At 37.0% G+C, this 24,105-nt stretch carries 27 protein-coding genes, 1 riboswitch and 2 other annotated features; of the genes, 21 read left to right on the top strand and 6 right to left on the bottom strand.

The window, feature by feature from the left end; translation table 11 throughout:
* The first annotated feature begins 17 nt into the window (after positions 1–17).
* The 7 genes from glpK to ACVBAX_RS03700 all read left to right on the top strand — a co-directional run bounded on the left by glpK (position 18) and on the right by ACVBAX_RS03700 (position 7,694).
* A complete protein-coding gene (gene glpK / locus ACVBAX_RS03670) occupies positions 18–1,508 on the top strand; it encodes a glycerol kinase GlpK (RefSeq protein ID WP_447115916.1) in 1,491 nt (496 codons plus the stop codon).
* 168 nt (positions 1,509–1,676) lie between these two features.
* The gene (locus ACVBAX_RS03675; RefSeq protein WP_447115917.1) at positions 1,677–3,356 is read left to right on the top strand and encodes a glycerol-3-phosphate dehydrogenase/oxidase; all 1,680 of its coding nucleotides are present in this window, start codon (positions 1,677–1,679) and stop codon (positions 3,354–3,356) included.
* A 526-nt stretch (positions 3,357–3,882) separates the two neighbouring features.
* A riboswitch (ZMP/ZTP riboswitch) is annotated at positions 3,883–3,966 on the top strand.
* Positions 3,967–4,039: 73 nt separating this feature from the next.
* Complete coding sequence (locus ACVBAX_RS03680) at positions 4,040–4,885, top strand: bifunctional 5,10-methylenetetrahydrofolate dehydrogenase/5,10-methenyltetrahydrofolate cyclohydrolase (protein ID WP_430773543.1); 846 nt, start codon at positions 4,040–4,042, stop codon at positions 4,883–4,885.
* 192 nt (positions 4,886–5,077) lie between these two features.
* Complete coding sequence (locus ACVBAX_RS03685) at positions 5,078–5,278, top strand: cold-shock protein (protein ID WP_119708787.1); 201 nt, start codon at positions 5,078–5,080, stop codon at positions 5,276–5,278.
* A 196-nt stretch (positions 5,279–5,474) separates the two neighbouring features.
* Entirely contained in the window at positions 5,475–6,923 is a 1,449-nt protein-coding gene (locus ACVBAX_RS03690; protein WP_430773271.1) for a DEAD/DEAH box helicase, read from the top strand.
* A 100-nt stretch (positions 6,924–7,023) separates the two neighbouring features.
* The gene (locus ACVBAX_RS03695; protein WP_066047955.1) at positions 7,024–7,224 is read left to right on the top strand and encodes a cold-shock protein; all 201 of its coding nucleotides are present in this window, start codon (positions 7,024–7,026) and stop codon (positions 7,222–7,224) included.
* Positions 7,225–7,286: 62 nt separating this feature from the next.
* Positions 7,287–7,694, top strand: coding sequence for a cytosolic protein (locus ACVBAX_RS03700; protein ID WP_447115918.1), 408 nt, complete (start codon positions 7,287–7,289; stop codon positions 7,692–7,694).
* 18 nt (positions 7,695–7,712) lie between these two features.
* Here ACVBAX_RS03700 and ACVBAX_RS03705 read toward each other — a convergent pair whose 3' ends face one another.
* Complete coding sequence (locus ACVBAX_RS03705) at positions 7,713–8,009, bottom strand: DUF6509 family protein (RefSeq protein WP_430773275.1); 297 nt, start codon at positions 8,007–8,009, stop codon at positions 7,713–7,715.
* Between the two features lie 125 nt (positions 8,010–8,134).
* Here ACVBAX_RS03705 and ACVBAX_RS03710 point away from each other — a divergent pair, with 125 nt between their 5' ends.
* Together ACVBAX_RS03710 and ACVBAX_RS03715 are read left to right on the top strand one after the other, a co-directional pair.
* A complete protein-coding gene (locus ACVBAX_RS03710; RefSeq protein WP_447115919.1) occupies positions 8,135–9,376 on the top strand; it encodes a two-component system sensor histidine kinase NtrB in 1,242 nt (413 codons plus the stop codon).
* Positions 9,377–9,439: 63 nt separating this feature from the next.
* Positions 9,440–10,843: an amino acid permease gene (locus ACVBAX_RS03715; RefSeq protein WP_447115920.1), complete on the top strand. Its 1,404-nt coding sequence runs from the start codon at positions 9,440–9,442 to the stop codon at positions 10,841–10,843.
* A gap of 29 nt (positions 10,844–10,872) precedes the next feature.
* Here the strand turns inward: ACVBAX_RS03715 and ACVBAX_RS03720 are convergent, their stop codons facing one another.
* Complete coding sequence (locus ACVBAX_RS03720; protein WP_447115921.1) at positions 10,873–11,499, bottom strand: LysE family transporter; 627 nt, start codon at positions 11,497–11,499, stop codon at positions 10,873–10,875.
* Positions 11,500–11,632: 133 nt separating this feature from the next.
* Positions 11,633–11,794, bottom strand: coding sequence for a hypothetical protein (locus ACVBAX_RS03725; RefSeq protein ID WP_430773279.1), 162 nt, complete (start codon positions 11,792–11,794; stop codon positions 11,633–11,635).
* Positions 11,795–12,014: 220 nt separating this feature from the next.
* Between ACVBAX_RS03725 and ACVBAX_RS03730 the strand changes: the two genes are divergently transcribed.
* Positions 12,015–12,215, top strand: a complete 201-nt coding sequence (locus ACVBAX_RS03730; protein WP_251515172.1) for a cold-shock protein — start codon at positions 12,015–12,017, stop codon at positions 12,213–12,215.
* 45 nt (positions 12,216–12,260) lie between these two features.
* Here the strand turns inward: ACVBAX_RS03730 and ACVBAX_RS03735 are convergent, their stop codons facing one another.
* Positions 12,261–12,758, bottom strand: a complete 498-nt coding sequence (locus ACVBAX_RS03735) for an N-acetyltransferase family protein (RefSeq protein WP_447115922.1) — start codon at positions 12,756–12,758, stop codon at positions 12,261–12,263.
* Positions 12,759–12,861: 103 nt separating this feature from the next.
* Between ACVBAX_RS03735 and ACVBAX_RS03740 the strand changes: the two genes are divergently transcribed.
* The 3 genes from ACVBAX_RS03740 (at position 12,862) to ACVBAX_RS03750 (ending at position 14,054) form a co-directional block, all read left to right on the top strand.
* Positions 12,862–13,137: a hypothetical protein gene (locus tag ACVBAX_RS03740; RefSeq protein ID WP_447115923.1), complete on the top strand. Its 276-nt coding sequence runs from the start codon at positions 12,862–12,864 to the stop codon at positions 13,135–13,137.
* A 193-nt stretch (positions 13,138–13,330) separates the two neighbouring features.
* The gene (locus ACVBAX_RS03745; protein WP_430773282.1) at positions 13,331–13,714 is read left to right on the top strand and encodes a hypothetical protein; all 384 of its coding nucleotides are present in this window, start codon (positions 13,331–13,333) and stop codon (positions 13,712–13,714) included.
* Between the two features lie 109 nt (positions 13,715–13,823).
* Entirely contained in the window at positions 13,824–14,054 is a 231-nt protein-coding gene (locus ACVBAX_RS03750) for a hypothetical protein (protein ID WP_447115924.1), read from the top strand.
* Positions 14,055–14,167: 113 nt separating this feature from the next.
* Here the strand turns inward: ACVBAX_RS03750 and ACVBAX_RS03755 are convergent, their stop codons facing one another.
* Complete coding sequence (locus ACVBAX_RS03755; RefSeq protein ID WP_447115925.1) at positions 14,168–14,347, bottom strand: small, acid-soluble spore protein, H family; 180 nt, start codon at positions 14,345–14,347, stop codon at positions 14,168–14,170.
* A 240-nt stretch (positions 14,348–14,587) separates the two neighbouring features.
* On the opposite strand from ACVBAX_RS03755, the gene ACVBAX_RS03760 reads away from it, so the two are divergent.
* From ACVBAX_RS03760 to ACVBAX_RS03775, 4 genes are all read left to right on the top strand, one after another.
* The gene (locus ACVBAX_RS03760; RefSeq protein ID WP_447115926.1) at positions 14,588–15,337 is read left to right on the top strand and encodes a DeoR/GlpR family DNA-binding transcription regulator; all 750 of its coding nucleotides are present in this window, start codon (positions 14,588–14,590) and stop codon (positions 15,335–15,337) included.
* Positions 15,334–16,245 (top strand): 1-phosphofructokinase, encoded by a 912-nt coding sequence (pfkB, locus tag ACVBAX_RS03765; protein WP_447115927.1) that lies wholly within the window; start codon positions 15,334–15,336, stop codon positions 16,243–16,245. The genes ACVBAX_RS03760 and pfkB overlap by 4 nt, the downstream gene beginning before the upstream one ends.
* Before the next feature lie 12 nt (positions 16,246–16,257).
* Complete coding sequence (locus ACVBAX_RS03770; protein WP_447115928.1) at positions 16,258–18,135, top strand: PTS fructose transporter subunit IIABC; 1,878 nt, start codon at positions 16,258–16,260, stop codon at positions 18,133–18,135.
* Between the two features lie 98 nt (positions 18,136–18,233).
* Positions 18,234–18,359 (top strand): hypothetical protein, encoded by a 126-nt coding sequence (locus ACVBAX_RS03775; protein ID WP_391559619.1) that lies wholly within the window; start codon positions 18,234–18,236, stop codon positions 18,357–18,359.
* A 39-nt stretch (positions 18,360–18,398) separates the two neighbouring features.
* Here ACVBAX_RS03775 and ACVBAX_RS03780 read toward each other — a convergent pair whose 3' ends face one another.
* Complete coding sequence (locus tag ACVBAX_RS03780; protein ID WP_447115929.1) at positions 18,399–19,664, bottom strand: MFS transporter; 1,266 nt, start codon at positions 19,662–19,664, stop codon at positions 18,399–18,401.
* Positions 19,665–19,852: 188 nt separating this feature from the next.
* Here ACVBAX_RS03780 and ACVBAX_RS03785 point away from each other — a divergent pair, with 188 nt between their 5' ends.
* From ACVBAX_RS03785 to trpD, 4 genes are all read left to right on the top strand, one after another.
* Complete coding sequence (locus tag ACVBAX_RS03785) at positions 19,853–20,494, top strand: MOSC domain-containing protein (protein WP_447115930.1); 642 nt, start codon at positions 19,853–19,855, stop codon at positions 20,492–20,494.
* Between the two features lie 67 nt (positions 20,495–20,561).
* Positions 20,562–20,815: a binding site (T-box leader), on the top strand.
* Between the two features lie 30 nt (positions 20,816–20,845).
* Positions 20,846–21,055 (top strand) — a binding site (T-box leader).
* A gap of 52 nt (positions 21,056–21,107) precedes the next feature.
* On the top strand, positions 21,108–22,496 hold the full coding sequence (trpE, locus tag ACVBAX_RS03790; RefSeq protein WP_447115931.1) for an anthranilate synthase component I: 1,389 nt from the start codon (positions 21,108–21,110) through the stop codon (positions 22,494–22,496).
* A complete protein-coding gene (locus ACVBAX_RS03795) occupies positions 22,493–23,104 on the top strand; it encodes an anthranilate synthase component II (RefSeq protein ID WP_430773291.1) in 612 nt (203 codons plus the stop codon). The genes trpE and ACVBAX_RS03795 overlap by 4 nt, the downstream gene beginning before the upstream one ends.
* Positions 23,076–24,104, top strand: coding sequence for an anthranilate phosphoribosyltransferase (gene trpD, locus ACVBAX_RS03800; protein WP_430773292.1), 1,029 nt, complete (start codon positions 23,076–23,078; stop codon positions 24,102–24,104). Before ACVBAX_RS03795 ends, trpD begins: the two co-directional genes overlap by 29 nt.
* The last annotated feature ends 1 nt before the right edge of the window (position 24,105 follow it).

Raw genomic sequence — 24,105 nt, forward strand, 5'->3', positions numbered from 1 at the left:
ATTAGGGGGAACTATTAATGGAAAAGTACATCTTATCTTTGGATCAAGGTACAACAAGCTCTAGAGCGATTTTGTTTAACAAAGAGGGAGAAATCGTCCACGTAGCTCAGAAGGAATTTACTCAAATTTTTCCTAAGCCAGGTTGGGTCGAACATAATGCGAGCGAAATTTGGGGGTCTATATTAGCTGTTATTGCGAGTGTTATGTCCGAATCGAATGTAAAACCTGAACAAATTGCTGGATTGGGGATAACAAACCAACGTGAGACAGCTGTAGTTTGGGATAAGGAAACAGGTCTTCCAGTCTACCATGCAATTGTTTGGCAATCGAGACAAACAAGTGGAATATGTGATGAGTTAAGAGCAAAAGGATACAATGATCTTTTCCGTGATAAAACAGGTCTTCTTATCGATGCTTATTTCTCAGGAACAAAGGTAAAATGGATTCTCGACAATGTAGAAGGTGCACGTGAAAAGGCAGATCAAGGGAAACTTCTTTTTGGAACAATAGATACTTGGCTCGTATGGAAGTTATCCGGTGGGAAAGCTCATGTTACCGATTACTCGAATGCGTCTCGTACATTAATGTATAATATTTACGATTTGAAATGGGATGAGGAGCTTCTTGAAATTTTATCAGTTCCAAAATCCATGCTTCCTGAAGTTCGTCCGTCCTCAGAAGTGTATGCACATACGGTTGATTATCATTTCTTTGGGCAAGAGGTTCCGATTGCGGGGATTGCTGGAGACCAACAGGCTGCCTTGTTTGGTCAAGCTTGTTTTGGTGAAGGGATGGCTAAAAATACGTATGGAACAGGCTGCTTTATGCTCATGAACACGGGTGAAAAGGCAGTGAAATCCGACAATGGCTTACTGACTACGTTAGCGTGGGGTGTTGATGGGAAGGTTGAGTATGCGTTAGAGGGGAGTATCTTCGTTGCGGGCTCTGCCATTCAATGGCTTCGAGATGGACTTAGAATGTTAAAGAATGCTGCGGATAGTGAAAGCTACGCGTCAAAAGTAGAATCAACGGAAGGAGTATATGTTGTTCCAGCTTTCGTTGGATTAGGTACACCTTATTGGGATAGCGATGTTCGTGGTGCGGTCTTTGGGTTAACAAGAGGAACTTCAAAAGAGCATTTTGTCCGTGCTACTCTAGAATCTTTAGCTTATCAAACAAAGGATGTTCTTTCTGCCATGGAAGCGGATTCCGGTATTGAACTTAAAGCGTTAAGAGTAGATGGCGGGGCTGTTAAGAATGACTTCTTGATGAGCTTCCAATCTGATATTTTAAACGTACCAGTGGAAAGACCAAAGGTAAATGAAACGACCGCACTAGGTGCTGCTTACTTAGCTGGATTAGCGGTTGGGTATTGGGAAAGCAGAGAAGATATTGCTAAGCAATGGGCAGTGGATCGTGCTTTTGAACCGAAAATGGATCCTGATAAAAGAGAAGAGCTATATTCTGGATGGAAAAAGGCTGTTCATGCAGCAATGTCATTTAAATAATATATTGATGTGATTAATGTTTACCAGTGACATACAGTTTGGTATAATAATAGCAAGTTAATAATTCAGGTTGGAGAATCGGAGAGACCACAAAATCATTATCTTTAAGGATAGTGCATTTTGTGGTCTTTTTTATTCACTCTAATTAAGAAGTAGGGGGAAACAGGGATGAGTTTTTCAAATAAACAAAGAAAATATCTAGTAACTGAACTTTCATCAAAACATTATGATGTCTTAGTTATTGGTGGTGGAATCACAGGTGCTGGTATTGCACTAGATGCCTCCCTTCGCGGAATGAAAACGGCGGTTGTTGATATGCAAGATTTTTCTGCTGGTACTTCCAGTCGTTCAACAAAACTTGTTCATGGTGGATTGCGGTATTTAAAACAATTTCAAGTGAAAATGGTGGCGGAGGTTGGTAAGGAAAGAGCCATTGTGTATGAGAATGGCCCACATGTAACTACGCCAGAATGGATGCTGCTTCCTTTTCATCAAGGCGGGACATTTGGGAAGTTTAGTACTTCTGTAGGGTTACGTATTTATGACTTTTTAGCGGGAGTTAAAAAATCAGAGAGAAGAGTGATGTTCTCAAAAAATGAAACCTTAACAAAGGAACCGCTTGTGAAACAGGATGGGTTAAAGGGTGGCGGTTACTATGTCGAATATCGTACGGATGATGCAAGGCTTACAATAGAAGTAATGAAGGCAGCGGTTGACAAGGGCGCATGTGCGATTAATTATACAAAGGTAGAAAAACTCGTTTATGAACATGGTAAAATTGTTGGCGCGAAAGTAAGTGATTTAATTAGTGGAGAATCATATGAAATTCGGGCAAAGAAAGTGATTAATGCTGCTGGTCCTTGGGTAGATAGTATTCGAGAACTTGATCGATCCAAAGCTGGGAAAGTGCTAAAGCTTTCCAAAGGTGTGCATATTGTTGTTAATCAAGAAAGATTTCCTCTCAAGCAGGCCATTTACTTTGATACACCTGACGGTAGAATGGTATTCGCTATTCCTAGGGATGGAAAAACTTATGTAGGTACAACTGATACATTCTATGACGAGTCCATTGCCCAACCTAGAATGACCAAAAGCGACCGAGACTATATTATTGCTAGTATCAACTATATGTTTCCTACAGTTCAGATTTCAGCTGATGATATTGAATCGAATTGGGCTGGAGTTAGACCATTAATTTGGGAGGAAGGAAAAAATCCTTCTGAAATTTCAAGAAAAGACGAAATATGGGAATCAAAGTCAGGCTTGATTACAATTGCGGGTGGAAAGTTAACAGGCTATAGAAAAATGGCGGAGACAGTTGTTGACTTATTAGCAAAAAAATATAATGAAGAATCAGGAGAGGAGTTCTCAAGTTGTCGCACAAAGGATTATCCTATTTCTGGAGGCGATGTTGGGGGGAGTACAGGATTTAATATGTATATTTCTAATCAAGTCAAAAAGGGAGTTGAAGTAGGATTATCACCCGAAGACGCAAAGAAATTGATAAAAATGTATGGCTCCAACGTGCCTATCTTACTGGAGATTATCCAAAAAAATAAAGAGGAAGCAAGAAAATATCAAATCCCTGTAACTTTATTTGCACAATTAAAGTACGCAATCGATCATGAAATGGCGTATTCACCTATTGATTTTTTCAATCGGAGAACTGGGGCCCTTCTTTTTGATATAAATACGGTTAAAACATATAAAGACCAAGTGTTGGATTTCATGGCTGAAGAACTTGACTGGAATAAAGAGACCCAACAGAAGTATCAAAAGGAATTAGAAATTGAAGTGTTATATGCAACTGTTCCCATTGATGATCAAACTAGTGAAAAGCTAGCATAGCTCTCCTTATGGGGAGCTTTTTTGACAAAAGTAAAAAAATGTTATACAATGAATTCTGTTGCTCTTTTGAGGTGGATTGTTATTTATACAATAAAATAAACTTCAACAAGAAATATGTTTGTAATACAATTGATACTCTTCAGAATGGTATTCCATGATACCATTAGAAAATTACATTAGACGGTTTCCCCAACAATCCTTCTTTTTTTTCGTATTTTCACTTTATATACTCATTTCCAAACAAATGATTTAGAGTTAAGTTTACAAGAGTGTCATTCCCTGAAGAATTACAGGGCCTGATTCACACTGGCGCGGTCTAGGAACCGTAAGGATGGAAGAGAGGTAGGGCTTTCATTGTTTTAGGTAAATTACTACAGCCAATTATATCTCAAAAGAGTTTTCTTAACGGACAACAATAGTTGTCCGTTTTCTATATACAAAACAAAAACCCGAACGTTGATATATTATTTTGGTTGAAATATATGTGTTTTAAGAATATAATAAGCATGAATTAACAAAGTTTATAAAAAATCGCAGTAACTGACGACAAATGTGGAAGCAACCACAGGGGAGCTGCGTCGCTGTTAAGCCGGTCGTCTGGGCAGAGAGAAGGCGTACGTCTGTCTCTTTTTCTAATATATGGAGGGGTTAACGTGACGAAACCTGTTATTTTGGATGGTCAGATGGTAGCAAACAAAGTCAAAAATTCTCTTAAGGAAAGAGTGGAAAAGCTCAAGGAAGCGGGAGTTACTCCTTGTTTGGCTACCATTCTCGTTGGTGATGATCCTTCTTCTGCCACATATGTGAAGATGAAGGGAAATGCATGTGAGAAATTAGGGATTGTATCGAAAAGAATTCATTTGCCTGCAACCACAACTACTGAGGAGCTTTTGGCCACAATTACTGAATTAAATAACGATGATAATGTAAATGGCATTCTACTTCAGCACCCAGTACCTAAGCAAGTGGATGAAAGAAAAGCGTTTGATACAATCAGCATTGAAAAGGATGTTGACGGTGTTACTAGCTTTGGTTATGGACAAACAGCATTAGGGTTTGGTGTGTTTCCTTCTTGTACACCAGCTGCAATTTTAACCATTATTAAAGAATACGGAATTCCTGTACAAGGAAAGCATGCAGTAGTTGTAGGGAGAAGTCCAATTCTTGGTAAACCAGTATCAGCACTACTATTAAATGAAAATGCAACTGTAACTACATGCCATTCATATACTAACAACTTACCAGATATTGTGAAACAAGCGGATATTGTTGTTGCTGCAGTTGGTAAGCCTAACTTTATTAAGGGTGAATGGGTGAAGGAAGGTTCTGTGATTTTAGATGCTGGTTATAACCCAGGAAACATTGGAGATGTAGAGTACGATACTTGTTTTGAGAAAGCATCCGCTATTACACCAGTTCCTGGTGGGGTTGGTCCAGTAACGATTGCCATGCTTTTAAAACATACAGTTGATTCAGCAGAACGTACGTTGCAGTCAAAAGTAGAAAATGAAGTAGTTCAATCCATTTAATCTTCTTGACTTATTCTTCATATTCGATTAATATGAATATAACGCTATAAAGTTCGGTATATATTTTTGGTTAAGTGGTCGTAACTGCAGGATGTGGTCGATTTTCTTCCCTTCCTTGCTTGTTACGGCTTTTTACGTTTTTGATCTATATATTTAGTACTTATGGTGAACAATTTTTTGGAGGTTTTACACATGAACACAGGTAAAGTTAAATGGTTTAATGCAGAAAAAGGTTTCGGATTCATCGAATCAGCTGAAGGTCAAGATGTATTCGTACACTTCTCAGCAATCCAATCAGAAGGCTTCAAAACTTTAGAAGAAGGCCAAGAAGTTACTTTCGAAATCGTTGAAGGCAACCGTGGACCACAAGCTTCTAACGTTCAAAAAGCTTAATATATTGAGTCATTTAAGGTGATGCATTGATATAAGCATCACCTTTTTCTTTGGAATGAAACCATGATAATTAACTCCGTTTTATTCTCTCGCGATCATTCCTTCACTCAAAAAAAATTACAAAAAAAACTTTAAAATATAATTCTAAGTACAAAATAATGATATAGGTGTTTAAAATTAAGGAGGAAAAATAACTTTGACAACATTTTCAGATTTTGGTCTAAGTAGTGAATTACAAAAAGCAGTATCAAATATGGGATTTGAAGAACCAACGCCGATACAAGCACAAGCGATTCCGATCGCTCTTCAAGGAAGAGACATGATTGGGCAAGCACAAACAGGAACAGGAAAAACAACAGCGTTTGGTGTTCCATTACTAGAAAAGATGGATTTACAAGAGGGTATTCAAGGTCTTGTATTAGCTCCTACGCGTGAACTAGCAGTTCAGGTGGCTGAAGAATTAAACCGAATTGGGCAAGTAAAAGGAATTCGTACACTTCCGATTTATGGTGGTCAAGATATTAATCGCCAAATTCGATCATTAAAAAACCGACCACAGATCATTGCTGCAACACCTGGACGACTGATTGACCATTTAGACAGAAGAACAATTCGTCTAAATAATATTAAAATGGTTGTTCTAGATGAAGCAGATGAAATGCTAAATATGGGCTTCATCGAAGATATCGAAAGAATTCTAAGTGATATTCCTGAGGAACGTCAAACATTACTTTTCTCAGCGACAATGCCCAAGAGAATTCAAACTCTTGCAGAAAAATTCATGAAAAACCCTGAGCTTGTAAAAGTGAAAGCAAAGGAAATGACAGTCACAAATATTGAACAATTTTATCTTGAAACACATGAAAAGCAAAAGTTTGATGTATTAACTAGTTTACTCGACATTGAATCTCCAGAGCTTGCAATTGTTTTTGGCCGTACGAAAAAGCGTGTAGATGAAGTAGTTGAAGGGTTGATCAAGCGTGGTTACTCAGCTGAAGGAATCCATGGTGATATTCCGCAATCAAAACGTGACCAAGTCATTCGTCGCTTTAAGGATGGTACAATTGAAATCATGGTAGCAACTGATGTAGCTGCTCGTGGTCTGGATATTAGTGGGGTTTCACACGTGTACAATTTTGATATTCCGCAGGATCCAGAAAGCTATGTACACAGAATTGGTCGTACAGGACGTGCTGGGAAGAAAGGTCTAGCTTATACATTTGTTTCCCCGCGCGAACTTGATCATTTAAAAATTATTGAGCAAGTAACAAAGAAAAAGATGGTTAAAAAACCAATTCCTTCTTACAAAGATGTAATCGCTGGTAATCAAGAAGCTACAATTAATAAAATTATGAAGGTAATTGAAAATAATGATTACTCTGATTACAAACGTGCCGCTGAGTCGTTATTAGAGGATATTGATTCTGTAACGGTACTAGCTGCAACATTAAAGCTTTTAACTAAGGAACCAGATGTTACTCCAATCAAACTAACAGCGGTAGAACCAGTTCGTTCACGTAAACCGAAGTCTGGTTTTAGAGACCGTACACGTTCGAATGACCGTGGTAGAAGCAAGGATTTCCGAGGCAAAGATCGCAGAGATGATAGAGGATCTCGTAATAGAAAACCAGCAAAACAAAAATAAATTCTATTTTTATGATTGAAATTCAAAAAAATAGGCAATATATAAATGTGATACCTGGTATCATTAATAAGAGCTTTTGAATTTTAGGAGGATTTTTTACATGGCAACTGGTAAAGTAAAATGGTTTAACTCAGAAAAAGGTTTTGGATTTATTGAGGTTGAAGGTGGAGAGGATGTATTCGTACATTACTCAGCAATTCAAAGCGAAGGCTTCAAGTCTCTTGATGAAGGTCAAGAAGTTAGCTTTGATATCGAACAAGGACAGCGTGGACCACAAGCTGTTAATGTTAATAAAATCTAATGGATCCAATAGAGCTCTTTTTAGAGCTCTTTTTTGTGTCTGAAACAAATAGGAGGTTGAATATGAAATCATTCGCAGTAAATTTTCATAAAGAAGATCAAGTGGATAAGATGAGAGTTAATAAACTAAATGAAGAAGATTTTCACCTGGCAACAGAAGGCGGGACTAGGCATTTATTCGAATTAGATACAAATATCGGGTTTTTTGTTTATTTTGATGCAGTGGATAAAGAAGGAAAAGAATCGTATCTTGTTCTTCACTATGAAGAAGAAAGTGAAGAGCCAAGTGGTTGCTATTCGTTTGAACTTAAGGATTTTTATCAATTTGCAGCACTTCAATTAAATGATTTGGAGTACAATGAAGAGGAAGCTGAGGGGCAAGAGGCTGAAGAAGAGTATGGGCCCATTCACCATTTAGCGCATTTAATGTATCATATTATTGAAGAGGGTAAAAAAGTAGAAGAGGAGTAAAGAGAGCGAATGCTCTTCTTACTCCTCTTCAGCTTCTAGATAATGTTCTTTACAAAAGGATTGAAGCATTTCTAGCTCTTCATCTTCTAAGTCAAATTCCAACACTTTTTCTGTATTTGATTCTAGTATGTGATAGTGTGAAATACGTAGGCCATTTTCATCAACCACATATAGGACCTTTAACTTTAGCCCCTCTTCTCTGAACAATTCATCCTCTTCGTCCACATTAAAATCGATCAAAAATTCGTATCGATTTCCTGTTAATATATTGAAGGGGTCTTCAACTCTTTCTACTGTATATTCTGTAAATTTCATCTTTTACCTCCTGATTGTAACTTGTATTAGTATAACCTTATTTTGTAGGATGGAAAAGCAGTTTTCATGAATTAGAACTAAGCGTATAATAATAGGAAGAACGTTATATGCTAGGAGAGTTTTTTTTGACAATTAATCATAACTTAAAAGAAATGGAACAATTAAAACAAGAATTGTCTTTATACAAAAGGTTTGTATCTACATTGCCTTTTTCTTTTACATATACTGACCCGGATTTAAGAATGGAGCTTACTAAAAATGAGGTTCAGAACGTTAATTTAATAAAAGATTCAACTGCAAAAAATAGAGAATTAAAAATCACCTCGACGCCTATGATTCCTTTTGGGGAAATTGAGATTTTTCTAAATGAAATTTTAGATGTAGTTCCGCATCATATTGTATTTATTAATTCTGAGGGGATAGTAACTCTTTGCAATGCGCAGGCTGCAATGGATTTACATGTGAATCGTGAAAGTGTAGTTGGCAAGCATGTCCGAGAACTACTCCAAATTCCAGATGAACAAATCAAAATGCTTGAAACGCTACGAACAGGTAAGCCAATTGTCAATCAAGAAATATTAGATAAAAATTACGGAATTATTAATACAAGACTAATTAAAAACTCAGAAGGAAGGATCGAACGTGTTGTAGGTGTATTTCGGTTCTTAAATCATATTAAGGAAGCGGAAAAACAAACTTTAGCTAGTAGAATAGCAGCGGGAATTGCTCATGAAATTCGAAATCCTTTAACAACAGTAAGAGGATATTTACAATTACTACAGGGAAGAGTTGATGAGGAGACTGCGGAGATGTTTCAGTCTCTACTTATTCCAGAGATTGATCGAGCCAACAAGATTATAACCGATTTTCTGCGTATATCGAAGCCTGGTACGGTTAAGAGAGAAATTCTAGAGGTGAAAGATTTCTTTATTGATTATCTCGGTCATTTTCTCAACAGTGATGCACTTCTTCATAATGTTAATATTACATATAAAATTAGTGAGGCATCTGCAAAATGTTTCTTTGTAGGTGATCGAGAAGAGTTATTTCAGGTCTTCTCTAATTTATATCGAAACTCCTTGCAAGCCAAAAATGATAGTACAATGGAGATCACGATTTCAACTGAGTTGGTGGGCCCGCATATATATATTGAATTTGTTGATAATGGTGCTGGAATTACTCCTAACCTACTTCAACATATATTTGATCCTTTTTTTACGACAAAGGATGAGGGAACTGGATTAGGGCTCTCTGTATCAAAGAAAATCATTGAAAACTATCATGGGACGATGAATGTTAAAAGCAGTCCTTTAGGAACACGATTTCTTATTTATTTGCCTGTATATACAGGTGAAGTGACTCTGTAATCATAAGTAAAACATTTTGTTTTATAGATACATAACTCTTTCCTGTTCATCGAACAATAGGTAATGAAAGGGGAGAATTATGTGGATAAAAAGACAAAAGGAAACGAGGAAGGACTTTCCTGGTATGCGTTATCCTTAATTGGAGTCGGGTGTATTATTGGTACGGGCTTCTTTTTAGGTTCAAGCATCGGGATACAAATGGCTGGTCCAGCTGTCTTATTGGCTTTTTTAATAGCAGGGACAGGGACTTATATTGTATATGACTCACTCGGAAGAATGTCCGCTCAGGACCCTCAAAAAGGATCATTTCGGGCATATGCGAAAAAGGCTTTTGGTCCATGGGCTGGGTTTACAAGTGGATGGGTATATTGGATGTCAGAAATGCTCATTACTGGTAGCCAACTTACAGCACTTTCAATCTTTACTAAATTTTGGTTTCCGAATATCCCTTTATGGGTATTTTCCGCTTTTTATGCCGTACTAGGTATTATTGTTGTTCTTCTAGGTAATAAAGGGTTCGAGAAAATAGAAAACCTCCTCGGTGTTATTAAGATTTCAGCTATTTTAATGTTTATAATTATTGCTATTCTTGCTTTAACTGGGGTTATTGACGGCCAGAAGGGATTTGATCATTTCCCTAATACCAAAAATGAAATCTTACCAAATGGATTAAAAGGCTTATGGTCTGCTCTAATTTTTGGATTTTATGCTTTTGGCGGAATAGAAATTATGGGAATTATGGCCACGCGTTTAAAGAACAAAGATGAAGCTCCAAAAGCAGGTAAAATCATGCTCATCGTCCTAACGATCATTTACCTTATATCCATATTTCTAGCTGTTACAATGATTCCTTGGCAAGAACATTCCGATAAAAAAAGTCCATTTGTTAGCGCTCTTCACGAATATGCCAACTTAGGGTTTGTTCCTCATGTGTTTAATGGGGCTCTTATTATTGCTGGTTTCTCGACTATGGCAGCATCGTTATTCGCTATAACAACCATGTTAGTAACAATGGCAGACGATCATGATGCTCCCAAAATATTAGCGAAGCAAGGGAAATTAAAAGTACCTCCCATTGCTTTAATGGTCACGATATCAGGCTTAGTTGCTTCCATAGTCACTGCACGGTTGATGCCGGATTCCATTTATGAGTATATTACAACCGCAGCCGGATTAATGCTTTTATACAATTGGATTCTTGTTTTATTTTCAGCGCCGCGTCTCATTACTTTTTCTCGCTGGGACCATATCAAAAGGTATATCGGGATGGGACTTATCCTTTTAGCCATTTCAGGTACTTTATTACATGCTTCTTCCCGACCTGGATTATTTGTCAGTCTTTTAATCGTGCTAATAATTATTTGCGCTGACATCATCTCCCATTTTGTGAAAGACCGGGCTAAAAAGAAAAAAATCAACACACATAATGGTAAGATAAAAAGCCATCGACCCTATCGAAAACGGTAAAAGCCCCCATTTTTTAGGGGGCTTTTAAATTAGTTCATAAAGATTTTTAAAGCTTCAAACCCGAAATATAAGCCGAAACCAATTAAGGATATAGAAGAGATGATTGTTATAATTGTTAGCAGTTTTGTTGTGAGTAATTTCCTAAAGCTGCTTGCAACTGCTGCCATACACACATCCCAGATAATAAGTCCTAAAATGATGGCACTGCTAAAGTATAATAGTTCTGTGTGTGCGTACATGGTTGCCGTTTTTGCTAATACGGATCCATATATACCTAACCAAAATAAAATAGTTAGTGGATTAGAGATGGACATGAAAAATCCAGTAATAAAGGATTTGGTTAAAGATGCATCCCTGTTTCCGTTGCTAAGTACAATTTTTCCAGCACCCATTAACCCCTCCACACCTGTATAGACCAATACAAAAAAACCGAATAACCACAAAAACATTTTTACTATAGGAATTTCAATGAATTGAGAAAATCCTAAAAAAACAAGCAGCATATAAAAAATGTCTGCTATCACAGACCCTAGGCCTAGCACCCATGCGTTTAAAAAGCCATGTTTAATGCCTTTATCCATTTGTGCAGCATTAATAGGACCAATCGGAGCAGCAAGTGATAAACCCAGTAGCACATAACTAAAAAATACACCCAAAGTAAATTCCCTCCAATCAAATACAACTGCTCGTACACATTGTATTCATGAAGGATTGCTTGTACGACAAAAAGATTTATGTGAATTCAGAAAAAAATCCCCTTCAACAGGATTATGTCGAAGGGAATAGGGATTAGTCGTTCTCTTGGTATTCTGAATCTATTCGTTCATTTAGGTAAGTATTAAGAGTGGTTGCAAATTGAATAGATTGAAGACTCATCTCTTCTTCAATCCCATAACTAGTATCTTGCTTTTTATAAGGAATTTGGAAGTTATTCTGTTTTCTATAATCCATTATTAGTCTCCTTTCATAAACTATGTAATGTTAGTATATATACTTTCGTAGTAATTATTAGGGAAATGTTTTCTATACAAATTTTCACAACAGTGGTATAATCTATTTAAGGAAAAAAAGCGGAATAGAAAATCCAATTATTATAAAAAGGGTGATAGATTGGTCTTCTTTTTTATAATAGCTGGATTTTTTATTATTTAGCTACTTTAGGAGGGGAAATATGGGATTCGGAAGAAAAAATCAAGAAGAAGTTGTGAAAGAAGAAACAAAGGTGTGGGTCTGCTCATCAGAAAGTTGTAAGTGTTGGATTCGTGACAATTTTAAAAGCACCGAAAGCCCAAGCTGCCCCTTATGTCATAGTGAAATGAAGCAATCAACTAAAATCATAGAAGTGTTAAACAACCCAAGTAAGTCTTATTAAAATGAATGAGAAAGGCTAGTCTTAGCCTTTCTCGAAGTTTTCTTTCTACTCGATTGGAAGGATGAGTTGATAGAAGAGTACATCCTGCCAATCATCAAATTTAAACCCAACCTCTTTGAAATGTCCTGCCAATGTAAATCCAAATTTCTTATGTAGGGCAATACTTCCTTCGTTTCCTTGCGTAATTCCTCCGATCATTGTATGGAATCCGTTTTCTTTTGCTCGAGTAATTAACTCAGTCATTAATGCGGTACCAATTCCTAAGCCCCTTGCTGATGAAGATATGTAGATTGATAATTCGGTGGTTGAATTGAATGCGGGTTTTTCACGGAATGCACTTAAGCTTCCATATCCAACCACTTCACCATTCCATTCAGAAACAATTAATGGATATTTACCACCGTATTTGGCAAACCATGTTTTTCTTTTCTCTAATGATTCAGGTTCCAAATCAAAGGTGGCAGTTGTGTTTACGATTGCATCATTATATATTGATAAAAGGAAAGGTAAATCATTAATATGTGCTTCGCGTATCTTCAGCATGGTAGATCCTCCAATAAGATAAAATATCTCCTATTTTACCTTTTCAATGGATAATTGAAAATAAAAATCTAATGATTATAAATAAAAAGGAGTACATTTCTTTGTGATTATGACTCAGCGATACTTTACTGTAACAAGAAAAATTGTAGATGGTTCCCAGTTAGTCCTCCACGAAGAGCAACATTTAAGGATGTATGAAGACAAAATAACTACAAGTGTTTCAACCTTTCCTTTTTCGGATATACTTGATATTTCATATAGGAAATTGACGAAAGAATTAGGAATTCTATATTTACATACAAATCAAGGATTGTTTCCTTATAAGGTAAGAGAAGAACCAGACTGCTTTATTGAAACGTTTAATAAGTTAAAAAGATAAAGTCACTGTCGTGGCTTTTTTATTTTGCCCTATATCTTAATAAGTTGAATACCTTATATTGGAGCATGTGTCAAAAAACAATAAGTGGGATGTAGGTTAAAAACCCCTGGAAGTGAGCAAATTAAAGATGCTTCACCAAAAGAAATCAAGGGGGTAACACGAAATGATAAAGAAAAAAGTACTTCTTACAGCGATGTCATCCGTTATGACACTTGGTTTATTGTCTGCTTGTGGAGTGGACGATAACAACTTAAACAATGACGATGACGTCAATTATAGACCGGTAAGATACAATCAAAATGATGATAACGGTATTTTAGACAATAATAATGGTAACCGAGGAAATGGGATCTTTAATAACGATAACGATGACCGTGATAATAATATTTTTGACAATGATCGAGACAACCGAAATAACAATATCCTGGACAATGACCGAAATGATCGGGATAACAACATCTTAAATGACGATAATGACGACAATGACTTGGATTTAGATCTTAATGATGAAGATAACAATAATGATCGTAATGGTCTTGGTGGGAATAATGGTAATATGACAGGTAGAAATCGTTAAGAAGTCGGGTTGGGCATAGATATATGCCCAACCTTTTTTAATATTTGAACTTTTTGTGACAGTTTGTTATAATTATTACAAAATTCTGTATAGATCGTGGGGGTGTCACATGCTTCGAACAATTATTGCTGGGATCGGTGGTTTTTTTCTGGTTTTTATTGAGACCTTTTTAGTGATGAAGCTAAAAGGTTGGCACTCAATTGAAATTGGAGGAATTGCACCATTCGTGAGTGTATGGTCAATGAATTTCTTTCTATTATTTACAATGCTCTCACATGCCCGCTTATGGTATGAAAAGGTCCAAAATGAGCGTAATCAGGCCCAACCCGAAGGAAAATAATTGGAGTATCCGACATTTTGAATGGATGCTTCTTTTTTTTGACCTAATAAAAATCTGTAAAAAAAAAACAACCAAAAAGATTCATAAGTTGAAGTCCTTTTGGTTGTAATTTATTATGCTTCTTCTAGTTCAGAAATATCGACAGTTGATCTTTCTTCCAATGGTCCACGCAAATGAACGGTTGCGGTCTTCTCATCTTCATGAAGTTCGTCAATCCATACAGAAGCACCGTTATACTCCACGTGAATATCTGCTGAAGATGATAATATTTGCTTTACTCTTCTAGAATCCATAATTATAGCCTCCTTATCTAATTCATTTACTACTTTCCCCAAACAGTTAGTAAAACATGTGAATGTTTTTAAGCGAATTCCTTCATTTTCTCATAGGAAAATGGTAGAATTTTGTCGAAATTTTGATAGATTTTGATAATTTGAGAAAGATTTTGATAGAAAGTGATTGATTTCCGAGAGGGGTTATAGTACTCTAGATTCAAGAAATAAAAAAAGAAAGCGTTTTAATGAGGTGATGCATTGTTAACACCAGAGCGCCATCGATTGATTTTGCAACAATTGAAGGAAAAAGGTGTTGTGAAGATACAAGACCTTGTAGATTTAACAAATTCATCAGAGTCAACGATTAGAAGGGACTTAACACAACTAGAAGATGATAAGTTCTTAAAAAGAATACATGGTGGTGCTGCCAGGTTACAGGGAAAGCTACAAGAACCGAGCATGGTCGAAAAAGCCACCAAAAACCTTCAACCAAAGAAAAGAATTGCCAAGTATGCCTCTAGCTTAGTGGAAGAAGGAGATTGTATTTTTCTTGATGCAGGATCAACAGTAATGGAAATGATTCCTTACTTACCAAAAAACATTGTGGTCGTCACAAACGGACTTATGCATGTAAAACCTTTACTAGATAGAGACATCCCAATGTATCTAATCGGTGGGTATGCAAAACCTAAGACGAATGCCATTATTGGTCGAGGAGCGCTAACAAGTTTAGAGCTATACCGTTTTGACAAATGCTTTATGGGAGTCAATGGAATCCATACTCAATTTGGGTACACCACACCTGATCAAGAAGAAGCAATGATTAAACAATCAGCTATTTCTCTCTCAAGAGAAGCATTTGTGTTAAGTGATGAATCGAAGTTTTCAGAAATAGCATTTGCAAAAATTGCTGATTTACATGAAGCGTCCATCATTACGGATGAACTAAATAGTGAATTCCAAGATCAATACATGAGCAAAACGACAATAAAGGTTGTGAAAGAATGATTTACACCGTAACACTTAATCCTTCCCTCGATTACATTGTGGAGGTTGAAGATTTAACACTTGGCGATCTGAATCGAACAAAAAATGAATCTAAATTTCCTGGTGGTAAAGGAATAAATGTTTCAAGACTTCTCAAAAGAATGGGTGTTCCAAGTAAAGCCTTAGGATTTGTAGGTGGTTTTACAGGACTTTACATTAAGAATTATTTGCAAATGGAAGATATTGAAACAAAATTTGTTGAGGTTCATGAAGATACGAGAATTAATGTAAAGTTGAAATCCAATAGCGAAACAGAAGTTAATGCAAAAGGACCAACCATCACAGAAGCAGATTTTAAAAAGCTTCAGGATCAAATATCTCAATTAACTTCAGAAGATACTTTAGTATTAGCTGGTAGCATTCCATCAAGTATGGAGTCAAGTACGTATGAAAAACTAGTTTCTATCTGCCATCTAAACCAAACAAAGTTTGTTGTAGATGCAGAAGGAGATTTATTAAAGAAAGTTCTACCGTTTAATCCTTTTCTTATTAAGCCAAATCACCACGAACTTGGTGAATTATTTAATACAAGTTTTTCAACTGCAGAAGAAGTGGTTCCTTATGCTCGTAAGCTTGTAGAAATGGGAGCAGAAAATGTCATTGTTTCTTTGGCAGGAGAAGGAGCCGTGTTAGTAAATCGTGAGGTTGCTTACCTTTCAAATGTACCAAAAGGTGTAGTGAAAAGTTCAGTTGGAGCAGGAGATTCAATGGTAGCCGGTTTTCTAGCTAAATACGAAGAAACGAAGGAGATTGAGGAAGCGTTTCGATACAGTGTTGCATCTGGAAGCGCAACTGCATTTTCAATTGGTTTAGCAACGAAAGAAATGATAGAAACACTATATACAAGCGTTAACATTACAAAGTTCTAAGGAGAAATAGAGATGAAAATAACTGAAATTTTAACAAAAGAAACCATTCATCTAAACCTTTCAGGCTCAACAAAGTCTGAAGCGATTGATCAGCTCGTCGATGTATTAGATCGGGCTGGAAAGTTAGAGGATGCAAATGAATTTAAAGCAGGCATTTTAAAGCGTGAAGAGCAAAGTACAACCGGAATTGGCGAAGGAATCGCCATTCCTCATGCAAAAACGAGGGCAGTTAAAACAGCTTCAATTGCATTCGGTAAGTCGGTAAATGGAATTGACTACGATTCACTGGATGGTCAACCAGCACATTTATTCTTTATGATTGCAGCTCCAGAGGGGGCAAATAATACTCATTTGGAAGCGCTCGCAAGACTTTCGTCTATTTTGATGAAAACGGAAGTAAGAGAATCATTATTAAATGCAAAAACAGAAAGTGATGTTTTGAATATTATTGATCAGTACGACCAGGAAGAGGAAGGGGACGAGGAAACGATGTCTGGGGAAAAGAAATTTATCGTTGCTGTTACTGCTTGTCCAACTGGAATTGCTCATACGTATATGGCTGCTGATTCTCTTAAGTCTAAGGCGGCTGAACTAGGTGTAGATATTAAAGTTGAAACAAGAGGTTCTGGCGGAGCAAAGAACGTCTTAACGCCTGCAGAAATCGAAAGAGCAGTTGCTGTAATTGTTGCAGCTGATACAAATGTTGAAACTGATCGTTTTAGTGGGAAGCATGTTATTGAAACAAAAGTAGCAGACGGAATTCGTAAGCCGAAGGAACTTATTGAAAGAGCTCTAAAACAAGATGCCCCAATTCTTAAGGGTAGTGGGAATGCATCTTCTACTTCATCTGAGCAAAAAGGTCAAGGTGTGGGAGCTACAATTTACAAACACTTGATGAGCGGTGTATCTAATATGCTTCCATTCGTTGTAGGTGGAGGGATATTAATTGCCATCTCTTTCATGTTCGGTTACAACGCTTTTAATCCAGAGGATCCTTCATATCATCCAATTGCGGAAGCATTAATGACAATCGGTGGTGGTAGTGGTGCATTTGGGTTTATTGTTCCTATTTTAGCAGCGTTTATTGCTATGAGTATCGCAGATCGTCCTGGCTTTGCAGCTGGTGCAGTTGGAGGTTTATTAGCGAATAGCGGTGGTGCAGGGTTCTTAGGTGGAATTATTGCAGGTTTCTTAGCAGGTTATATTGTTGTTGGTCTGAAAAAACTACTAACAAGTTTACCATCATCTCTTGAAGGTATTAAAACAATTCTTTTATATCCTTTGCTAGGAATTGCTCTTACAGGTTTTGCAATGATCTATATCGTAAATGGTCCAGTTGGGGCGCTTAATACAGGAATTACTAATTGGTTATCAGGTCTAGGTACAGGAAATGCAGTATTACTAGGATTAGTATTAGGTTTAATGATGGCATTTGATATGGGTGGACCGATTAACAAGGCTGCGTATGTATTTGGAACTGGGTTGCTAGCAAATGGAGTATATGAGCCAATGGCTGCAGTTATGGCAGCAGGTATGGTTCCTCCACTTGGAATTGCAATCGCTACTACTTTCTTTGGCCATAAGTTTACAAAGCAAGATAGAGAAGCAGGTAAAGTTAACTATATTATGGGATTATCTTTTATCACAGAAGGAGCCATTCCTTTTGCGGCGGCTGATCCACTTCGTGTTATACCTTCACTAATGGCGGGTTCAGCGGTGGCTGGTGCATTAACAATGATGTTTGGTATTGGATTACGTGCACCACACGGTGGATTATTCGTAGTTCCTTTAGTTGAGGGCGGATGGTTTATGTATTTAATCGCTATCGTTGCTGGAGCCATCGTATCAGGAGTAATCCTTGGGTTAGTAAAGAAACCAGTTCAAGAATAAGTCGTCAAGGTCAGTGGATACCACTGGCCTTTTTAATATGCGTAGAAAAAGGTCAGAAAAGCCATATTAAATGTAGCTCGAATAAAGGGGGGATTCATTTGACGAAGAGAAATATTAAAACAAAATCAGGCATGCAAAGTGTTCCGAAAAGCATTAATGACATGGATTTGTCTGGGAATGCTTCAACAAAAGAAAAGAAGGCAGAGAAGAAGAGACCAAATTAAATAAAAAAGAAGTCGTACTAAAGGTAGTACGACTTCTTTTTATGCACTTTTTTTCTCAGGTTTTATACCAAATAGTATTACAAGTAAACCAATTGCACTTATACCAGCTAGTATATAAAATAGGGAACTTTGCAGATGTTTTTGAAGAATTGCCATAATAGGTGGTCCCGCTGCTACACCAATGAATCTCATAGAACTGTAGATAGAGGAAATCGTGCCTCTCTCCTCCATCTCGATTCCTTCTGTAATGAACGCATCTAAGCAAGGAAGTCCAACGCCTATTCCAATGCCACCGATGGTAAACATTGATATCATAAACCATAAATTATCCGAAAAGCTTAGAGAAGCCGTACTAATCACTAGTAAAACGATTCCAACAAACGTAATCCATTTCATCAAAACTTTATTTTCCTTAATCATTTTACCTGTTATATACGAAGCAAGGCATAGTGCTCCGAGTGGGATTGTTAAAAACAATCCTTTTTTCACATCTTTAATATTATACTGTTTCTCCAATATATCTGAGAGGTAAAATAGTATTCCAAATAAAACAAACATGAGAATAACTCCAACAATAAATACGGTGTAGAGCCAACGACCATCTTGAATAAAGATTTTCTTTACCTTTTGAAAAAACTTTTTAAATGGAATTGGTTCAGTTCTCTTTTTCGGATTTTGAACGAGAAAGAGAGTTAAAAGAATAGAAATGATACAAAATGCTGGGATAGACCAGAATGGGAGATGCCAGAAAAAACTTGCTAAAAAAGCACCAAGGATAGGGCTTAATACTTTTCCTAAAGTGTTTGAAGTTTCAATCACGCCAAGAGAACTACTAACTTCTTCCTCACTTTTAAACATATCCCCAATCAGTGGCATAACAATAGGGAATGCCCCTGCTGCACCAACACCTTGTAAAGCCCTGCCGATTAGAATAATCCAGTAAGGATCATCCATCTTCCAAGAGGCCCAACCAGAAATAAGTCCCCCGACACCTGCAATGAAAAGACTTGGGATTATTACCTTTTTCCTTCCAATATGGTCAGATAGATAACCAGCGATTGGGATCAGTAATATAGCAACAATTGAATAAACAGTAATTATCATACTTGTTTGGAAGGGAGAAATATTAATTTTCTTTTCCATAACGGGAAGTACCGGTATCAGCATGGAATTACCAAGTGTCATAACAAGAGGAATAGATGATAATGATAGCACTGCCCACCTTTGATTATGGTGTTTACCATCACCATTCTTTTTGTTTTCCTTATATTTTTTCCCGTTTCTAGATTTATAAGAATTTGACATTTCGACCCGCCTTCATTCATTTTTTTATAAGAAAGGGACCTTTTCACCTAATTAGGTGATTACTCGCATAACTATAATATGGACCTTAGAATCAAAACTCATGAGTTTTTTTCTTTACATAAAAATGGATTTTTCAGAAACTGTAGGCTAAAATATGAATCATCATAGGAATTGTATGGGGTGACATAATGGGAGAAATAATAACTCTTAGTGTTGGTAAGCCGAAAGCTTTTATGTGGAAAGGGAAAAACGAAAGCTCAGGTATTGGAAAAGAAAAGGTATCTGTAGCCGAGTTAACAAAGGATGGGTTTGACGGAGATGGTGTTGCAAGTTTAGAGTACCATGGGGGACCAGAGCGGGCGGTATGCGTTTATTCTTTTGAACATTATAAGCAATGGGAAAAGGAGTTTGGTGTAAAGCTAACCCCACCAGCCCTAGGAGAAAACCTTTCTGTAACGGGTATGCTTGAAAAGGATGTTTACATAGGAGATATTTATTCCCTTGGGAATGCAGTTGTGCAAGTCACACAAGGTCGTGTTCCTTGCTCCAAAATTTCGAAGTTCAATGATGTAGATCTCTTTTTAAAAAGAATTGTCGAGACAAACTATACGGGTTATTTCTTTAAGGTGCTACAGGAAGGAACCGTACATAGTGAAGGGAAGCTTGAATTGTTAGAAAGAACCCAAGAAAAAGTTTCTATCCTTTATGCTAATCAAATTTTCCTTCATGATAAGAAAAATAGAGAGGGTTTAAAAGACTTATTAGAAGTAAATGAATTGGCACATGTGTGGAGAGAAAATGTAGAAAAAATGTTAGCAAAAACGGTTTAATTTTAAATTTTCAGTTTTTATCGTTGACTTTTTTAGGTAAATCTTATATGATAATAAACAATTAAAGACTACGGTGTTGATGAAGAGTAGTACCTTTTACAGAAACTTTAGAGAGCTGATGGTTGGTGCAAATCAGTGTGGAAGTATTAGGGAATGGACTTCGGAGCCTCCAAACCGAACCTTATAAAGTAGTAGGCCTTGGCGAAAGTCTCATCGTTACAAGAGACAGATATTTGTTGCTTCATGAAAGCAAAGATATCTGTAAAGTGAGCTAATTCAATTAGCTAATAAAGGTGGCACCACGGGTTTCTCGTCCTTTTTCAGGAGAGAAGCCCTTTTTGTATTCATAAAAGTAAATCGTTGATTAAGAGTAGTAAGCCGAGTTTGTTTGACACAGAGAGTCGGGATTGCTGAGAACCGATCAAACCCTTGGCTGAATGGACTTATGAGAGTGGTCTTGAACGTGAGTAGGGACCAACGGAATTCCACCGTTACAAGGAATTAAAGGGAGCATGTATGCTCTGAACTTGAGGTGGCACCACGATGATCATCGTCCTCTATACGTAGTTTTCTGCGTATAGGGGATTTTTTTATTTATAAGGAGGGAAAAAACATGAATGCCAATGTTCAAAACATCATTATTGAAGAAATTCTTGGTGATACGTTAACACCCATTTCTATATTTCAGCGAATTAAAGGTGTAAAGAAATGTCTATTAGAAAGCTCGTTAAAGCACGAGCACTCAGGGAGGTATTCATTCATAGCAGCTAATCCTGCAGTGGAACTAAAGGGCAGCGGAAATAACACAATACTTATTAAAAAACAAAGCAGTGAAACCCTCCGAGCTAACCCTCTTGAGGTGCTGAAAAAGATTGTACCGAATATTGAAAATGATTTCATGAAAGAAATTCCTTTTATTGGGGGAGCTGCAGGTTTTGTAAGCTATGACATCGTTCGTTATTACGAGGAAATCGGTGAAATACCAAGAGACGAAATGATCGTTCCGGAAGTCCATTTTCTCTTATTCGAAACAATCGTTGTATTTGACCATTTAACTCAAAAGGTGTTCATTGTTGGAATTCCAATCAGTGATCAATCTTCTTTGGAGGATATACAAGGTTTGGTCGAAGAAACAAAAAATCAGATTTTGAACGGAAGAGAAGAAGCACCATCATCAGTTTCCATTTCTTCCTATGAAGCGTCAATCACAAAAGAAGAGTTCATTGAAAGAGTGAAAAAAGCAAAGGAGTACATTGTAGAAGGCGATATATTCCAAGTCGTTCTTTCCCAAAGGATGAAAGCAACTATAAAGGGTGATCCATTTTCTTTCTATCGTAAGCTTAGAGTTCAAAATCCTTCGCCGTATATGTATTATTTCGATTTTGAAGATTATGTGGTGGCAGGAGCATCACCGGAAAGTTTGATGAAGGCAGTCGGGCAAACTGTCTACACAAATCCAATTGCAGGAACGAGGCCTAGAGGGAAAACGCTGGAAGAAGATGAGCAATTGAGTGTTGAATTAATTCAAGATGAAAAAGAATTAGCTGAGCATCGGATGCTTGTTGACCTTGGTCGAAATGATTTAGGTAGAGTTTGTGAATTTGGTAGTGTGCAGATCAGCAAGTACATGGATATCGAGAAATACAAGCATGTGATGCATATTGTGTCAGAAGTAAAAGGAACGTTGTTGAGCAGTTATCATCCAATCGATGCATTGATTGCATGCCTACCGGCAGGTACCGTTTCTGGAGCACCAAAAATTCGGGCGATGGAAATCATAAACGAACTTGAAGATGTCAAAAGAGGCATCTACTCAGGAGCAGTCGGTTATTACTCTGCTAATGGAAATATCGACTTTGCTCTTGCTATACGAACAATGGTGGTTAAGGATTCTACAGCATATATCCAAGCTGGGGCAGGAATTGTGTATGATTCGGTTCCAGAAAAAGAATACGAAGAAACTATTCACAAAATGAAAGCTTTTTTGGAGGTTGAAAAATGATTTTATTAATTGATAATTATGATTCCTTTACCTTCAATCTATATCAGTATTTAGGTGAACTAGGAGAACAAATAGTTGTAAAAAGAAACGATAGTCTCACAGTAAAAGACATTATTGAGCTATCTCCCAAAGCAATTGTGATTTCTCCAGGGCCAGGACGCCCTGAACACGCTGGGATTTGTATTGAAGTGATTCAGCAGTTATATACCAAGATACCAATCCTTGGAATATGTTTAGGGCATCAGGCAATAGGTCATGCCTTTGGGGCAACGGTATCAAAAGCGAAAGAAATTATGCACGGTAAAATCTCAAAGATTTCTCATGAGAAGTCAGAGCTTTTTAAAGAGTTTGAAGAACCTTTGGAGGTAATGAGATACCATTCCCTTGTTATTGAAAAAGGAACACTTCCAAGCACGATAGAAGTTCTTGCTACTTCCATTGATGATGGCGAGATTATGGCGATTAAACACAAAGAGGCACCATTATATGGTTTTCAATTTCATCCCGAATCAGTTGGGACAGATAGCGGAAAAAAACTAATTCAAGCATTCCTAACATCAATTGGAGAGGAGTTTCTAAATGAAAGAGTATCTACAAAAACTGTCTGAAAACAAGTCATTGTCACAAATAGAAATGGAAGATGCAGTAAGGAAACTTTTTTCCGACGAAGTCACTGATAGTGAAATTGCTGCATTTCTTATTGGGTTGAAGACAAAGGGAGAAACGGTGGAGGAAATTGTTGGTTTAGTTCAGGCCGTTCGTGAAAAATCACTCACCTTTACCAAAAAGATGGAGAATGTAATGGACAATTGTGGTACAGGTGGAGATGGTTCGAAAAGCTTCAATGTAAGCACTACTTCCGCATTTGTTATTGCTGGTGCTGGTATTTCAGTTGCCAAGCATGGAAACAGAAGTATCTCTAGTAAAACCGGAAGTGCGGATGTTTTGGAGTATTTAGGGATTAATTTATCCTTAACCCCTGAAGAAGCAGAAGAATGTTTAGAAGATGTTGGGATTAGCTTTTTATTTGCTCCACATGTACATCCAAAAATAAAAAACATTATGAAAGTGAGAAGAGAGTTAAAAATACCTACGATATTTAACTTAATTGGACCATTAACAAATCCAATGGAACTTGATTATCAATTATTAGGAATATATAGAAGAGATTTGCTTCAGACCTTTGGTGAGGTTCTTCATACCTTAGGTAGAAAAAGGGCAGTTGTAATTAACGGTGCAGGATTTATGGATGAAGCATCGTTACAAGGGGAAAATCATTTAATCATTGTTGATAATGGATCGATTTCAGAAAAGATAATTACCCCTGAAGAGGTTGGTTTATCTTCTTATCCTAACGAGGCAATTATCGGTGGTAATGCCATGAGAAATGGGGAAATTTTATTATCTGTTCTGAATGGTGAAAAAGGAGCCTGCCGCGATACCGTGTTGTTCAATGCAGGGATTGGGATTTATGCAAGTGGAAAAGCGAATTCCATTGAAGAAGGGATCGCAAAGGCAAAAGAGAGTATTGAAAGCGGTTCGGCGAAACAGAAGCTTGAAAGTCTAATTGCAAAAGGGAAAAAATACAAAAAAGAAGGAGTCGTGTAAG

The organism is Robertmurraya sp. GLU-23, assembly GCF_052983275.1.

Coding starts and splice junctions, on each gene's coding strand:
- ACVBAX_RS03780 (WP_447115929.1), bottom strand. CDS start 19,664: ATGTCAAATTCTTATAAATCTAGAAACGGGAAAAAATATAAGGAAAAC.
- ACVBAX_RS03715 (WP_447115920.1), top strand. CDS start 9,440: ATGAAAGGGGAGAATTATGTGGATAAAAAGACAAAAGGAAACGAGGAA.
- ACVBAX_RS03695 (WP_066047955.1), top strand. CDS start 7,024: ATGGCAACTGGTAAAGTAAAATGGTTTAACTCAGAAAAAGGTTTTGGA.
- ACVBAX_RS03700 (WP_447115918.1), top strand. CDS start 7,287: ATGAAATCATTCGCAGTAAATTTTCATAAAGAAGATCAAGTGGATAAG.
- ACVBAX_RS03755 (WP_447115925.1), bottom strand. CDS start 14,347: ATGGATTCTAGAAGAGTAAAGCAAATATTATCATCTTCAGCAGATATT.
- ACVBAX_RS03745 (WP_430773282.1), top strand. CDS start 13,331: ATGTCATCCGTTATGACACTTGGTTTATTGTCTGCTTGTGGAGTGGAC.
- ACVBAX_RS03675 (WP_447115917.1), top strand. CDS start 1,677: ATGAGTTTTTCAAATAAACAAAGAAAATATCTAGTAACTGAACTTTCA.
- trpD (WP_430773292.1), top strand. CDS start 23,076: ATGAAAGAGTATCTACAAAAACTGTCTGAAAACAAGTCATTGTCACAA.
- ACVBAX_RS03770 (WP_447115928.1), top strand. CDS start 16,258: ATGAAAATAACTGAAATTTTAACAAAAGAAACCATTCATCTAAACCTT.
- ACVBAX_RS03750 (WP_447115924.1), top strand. CDS start 13,824: ATGCTTCGAACAATTATTGCTGGGATCGGTGGTTTTTTTCTGGTTTTT.
- ACVBAX_RS03735 (WP_447115922.1), bottom strand. CDS start 12,758: ATGCTGAAGATACGCGAAGCACATATTAATGATTTACCTTTCCTTTTA.
- ACVBAX_RS03730 (WP_251515172.1), top strand. CDS start 12,015: ATGGGATTCGGAAGAAAAAATCAAGAAGAAGTTGTGAAAGAAGAAACA.
- glpK (WP_447115916.1), top strand. CDS start 18: ATGGAAAAGTACATCTTATCTTTGGATCAAGGTACAACAAGCTCTAGA.
- ACVBAX_RS03785 (WP_447115930.1), top strand. CDS start 19,853: ATGGGAGAAATAATAACTCTTAGTGTTGGTAAGCCGAAAGCTTTTATG.
- ACVBAX_RS03685 (WP_119708787.1), top strand. CDS start 5,078: ATGAACACAGGTAAAGTTAAATGGTTTAATGCAGAAAAAGGTTTCGGA.
- ACVBAX_RS03795 (WP_430773291.1), top strand. CDS start 22,493: ATGATTTTATTAATTGATAATTATGATTCCTTTACCTTCAATCTATAT.
- ACVBAX_RS03680 (WP_430773543.1), top strand. CDS start 4,040: ATGGTAGCAAACAAAGTCAAAAATTCTCTTAAGGAAAGAGTGGAAAAG.
- ACVBAX_RS03725 (WP_430773279.1), bottom strand. CDS start 11,794: ATGGATTATAGAAAACAGAATAACTTCCAAATTCCTTATAAAAAGCAA.
- pfkB (WP_447115927.1), top strand. CDS start 15,334: ATGATTTACACCGTAACACTTAATCCTTCCCTCGATTACATTGTGGAG.
- ACVBAX_RS03705 (WP_430773275.1), bottom strand. CDS start 8,009: ATGAAATTTACAGAATATACAGTAGAAAGAGTTGAAGACCCCTTCAAT.
- trpE (WP_447115931.1), top strand. CDS start 21,108: ATGAATGCCAATGTTCAAAACATCATTATTGAAGAAATTCTTGGTGAT.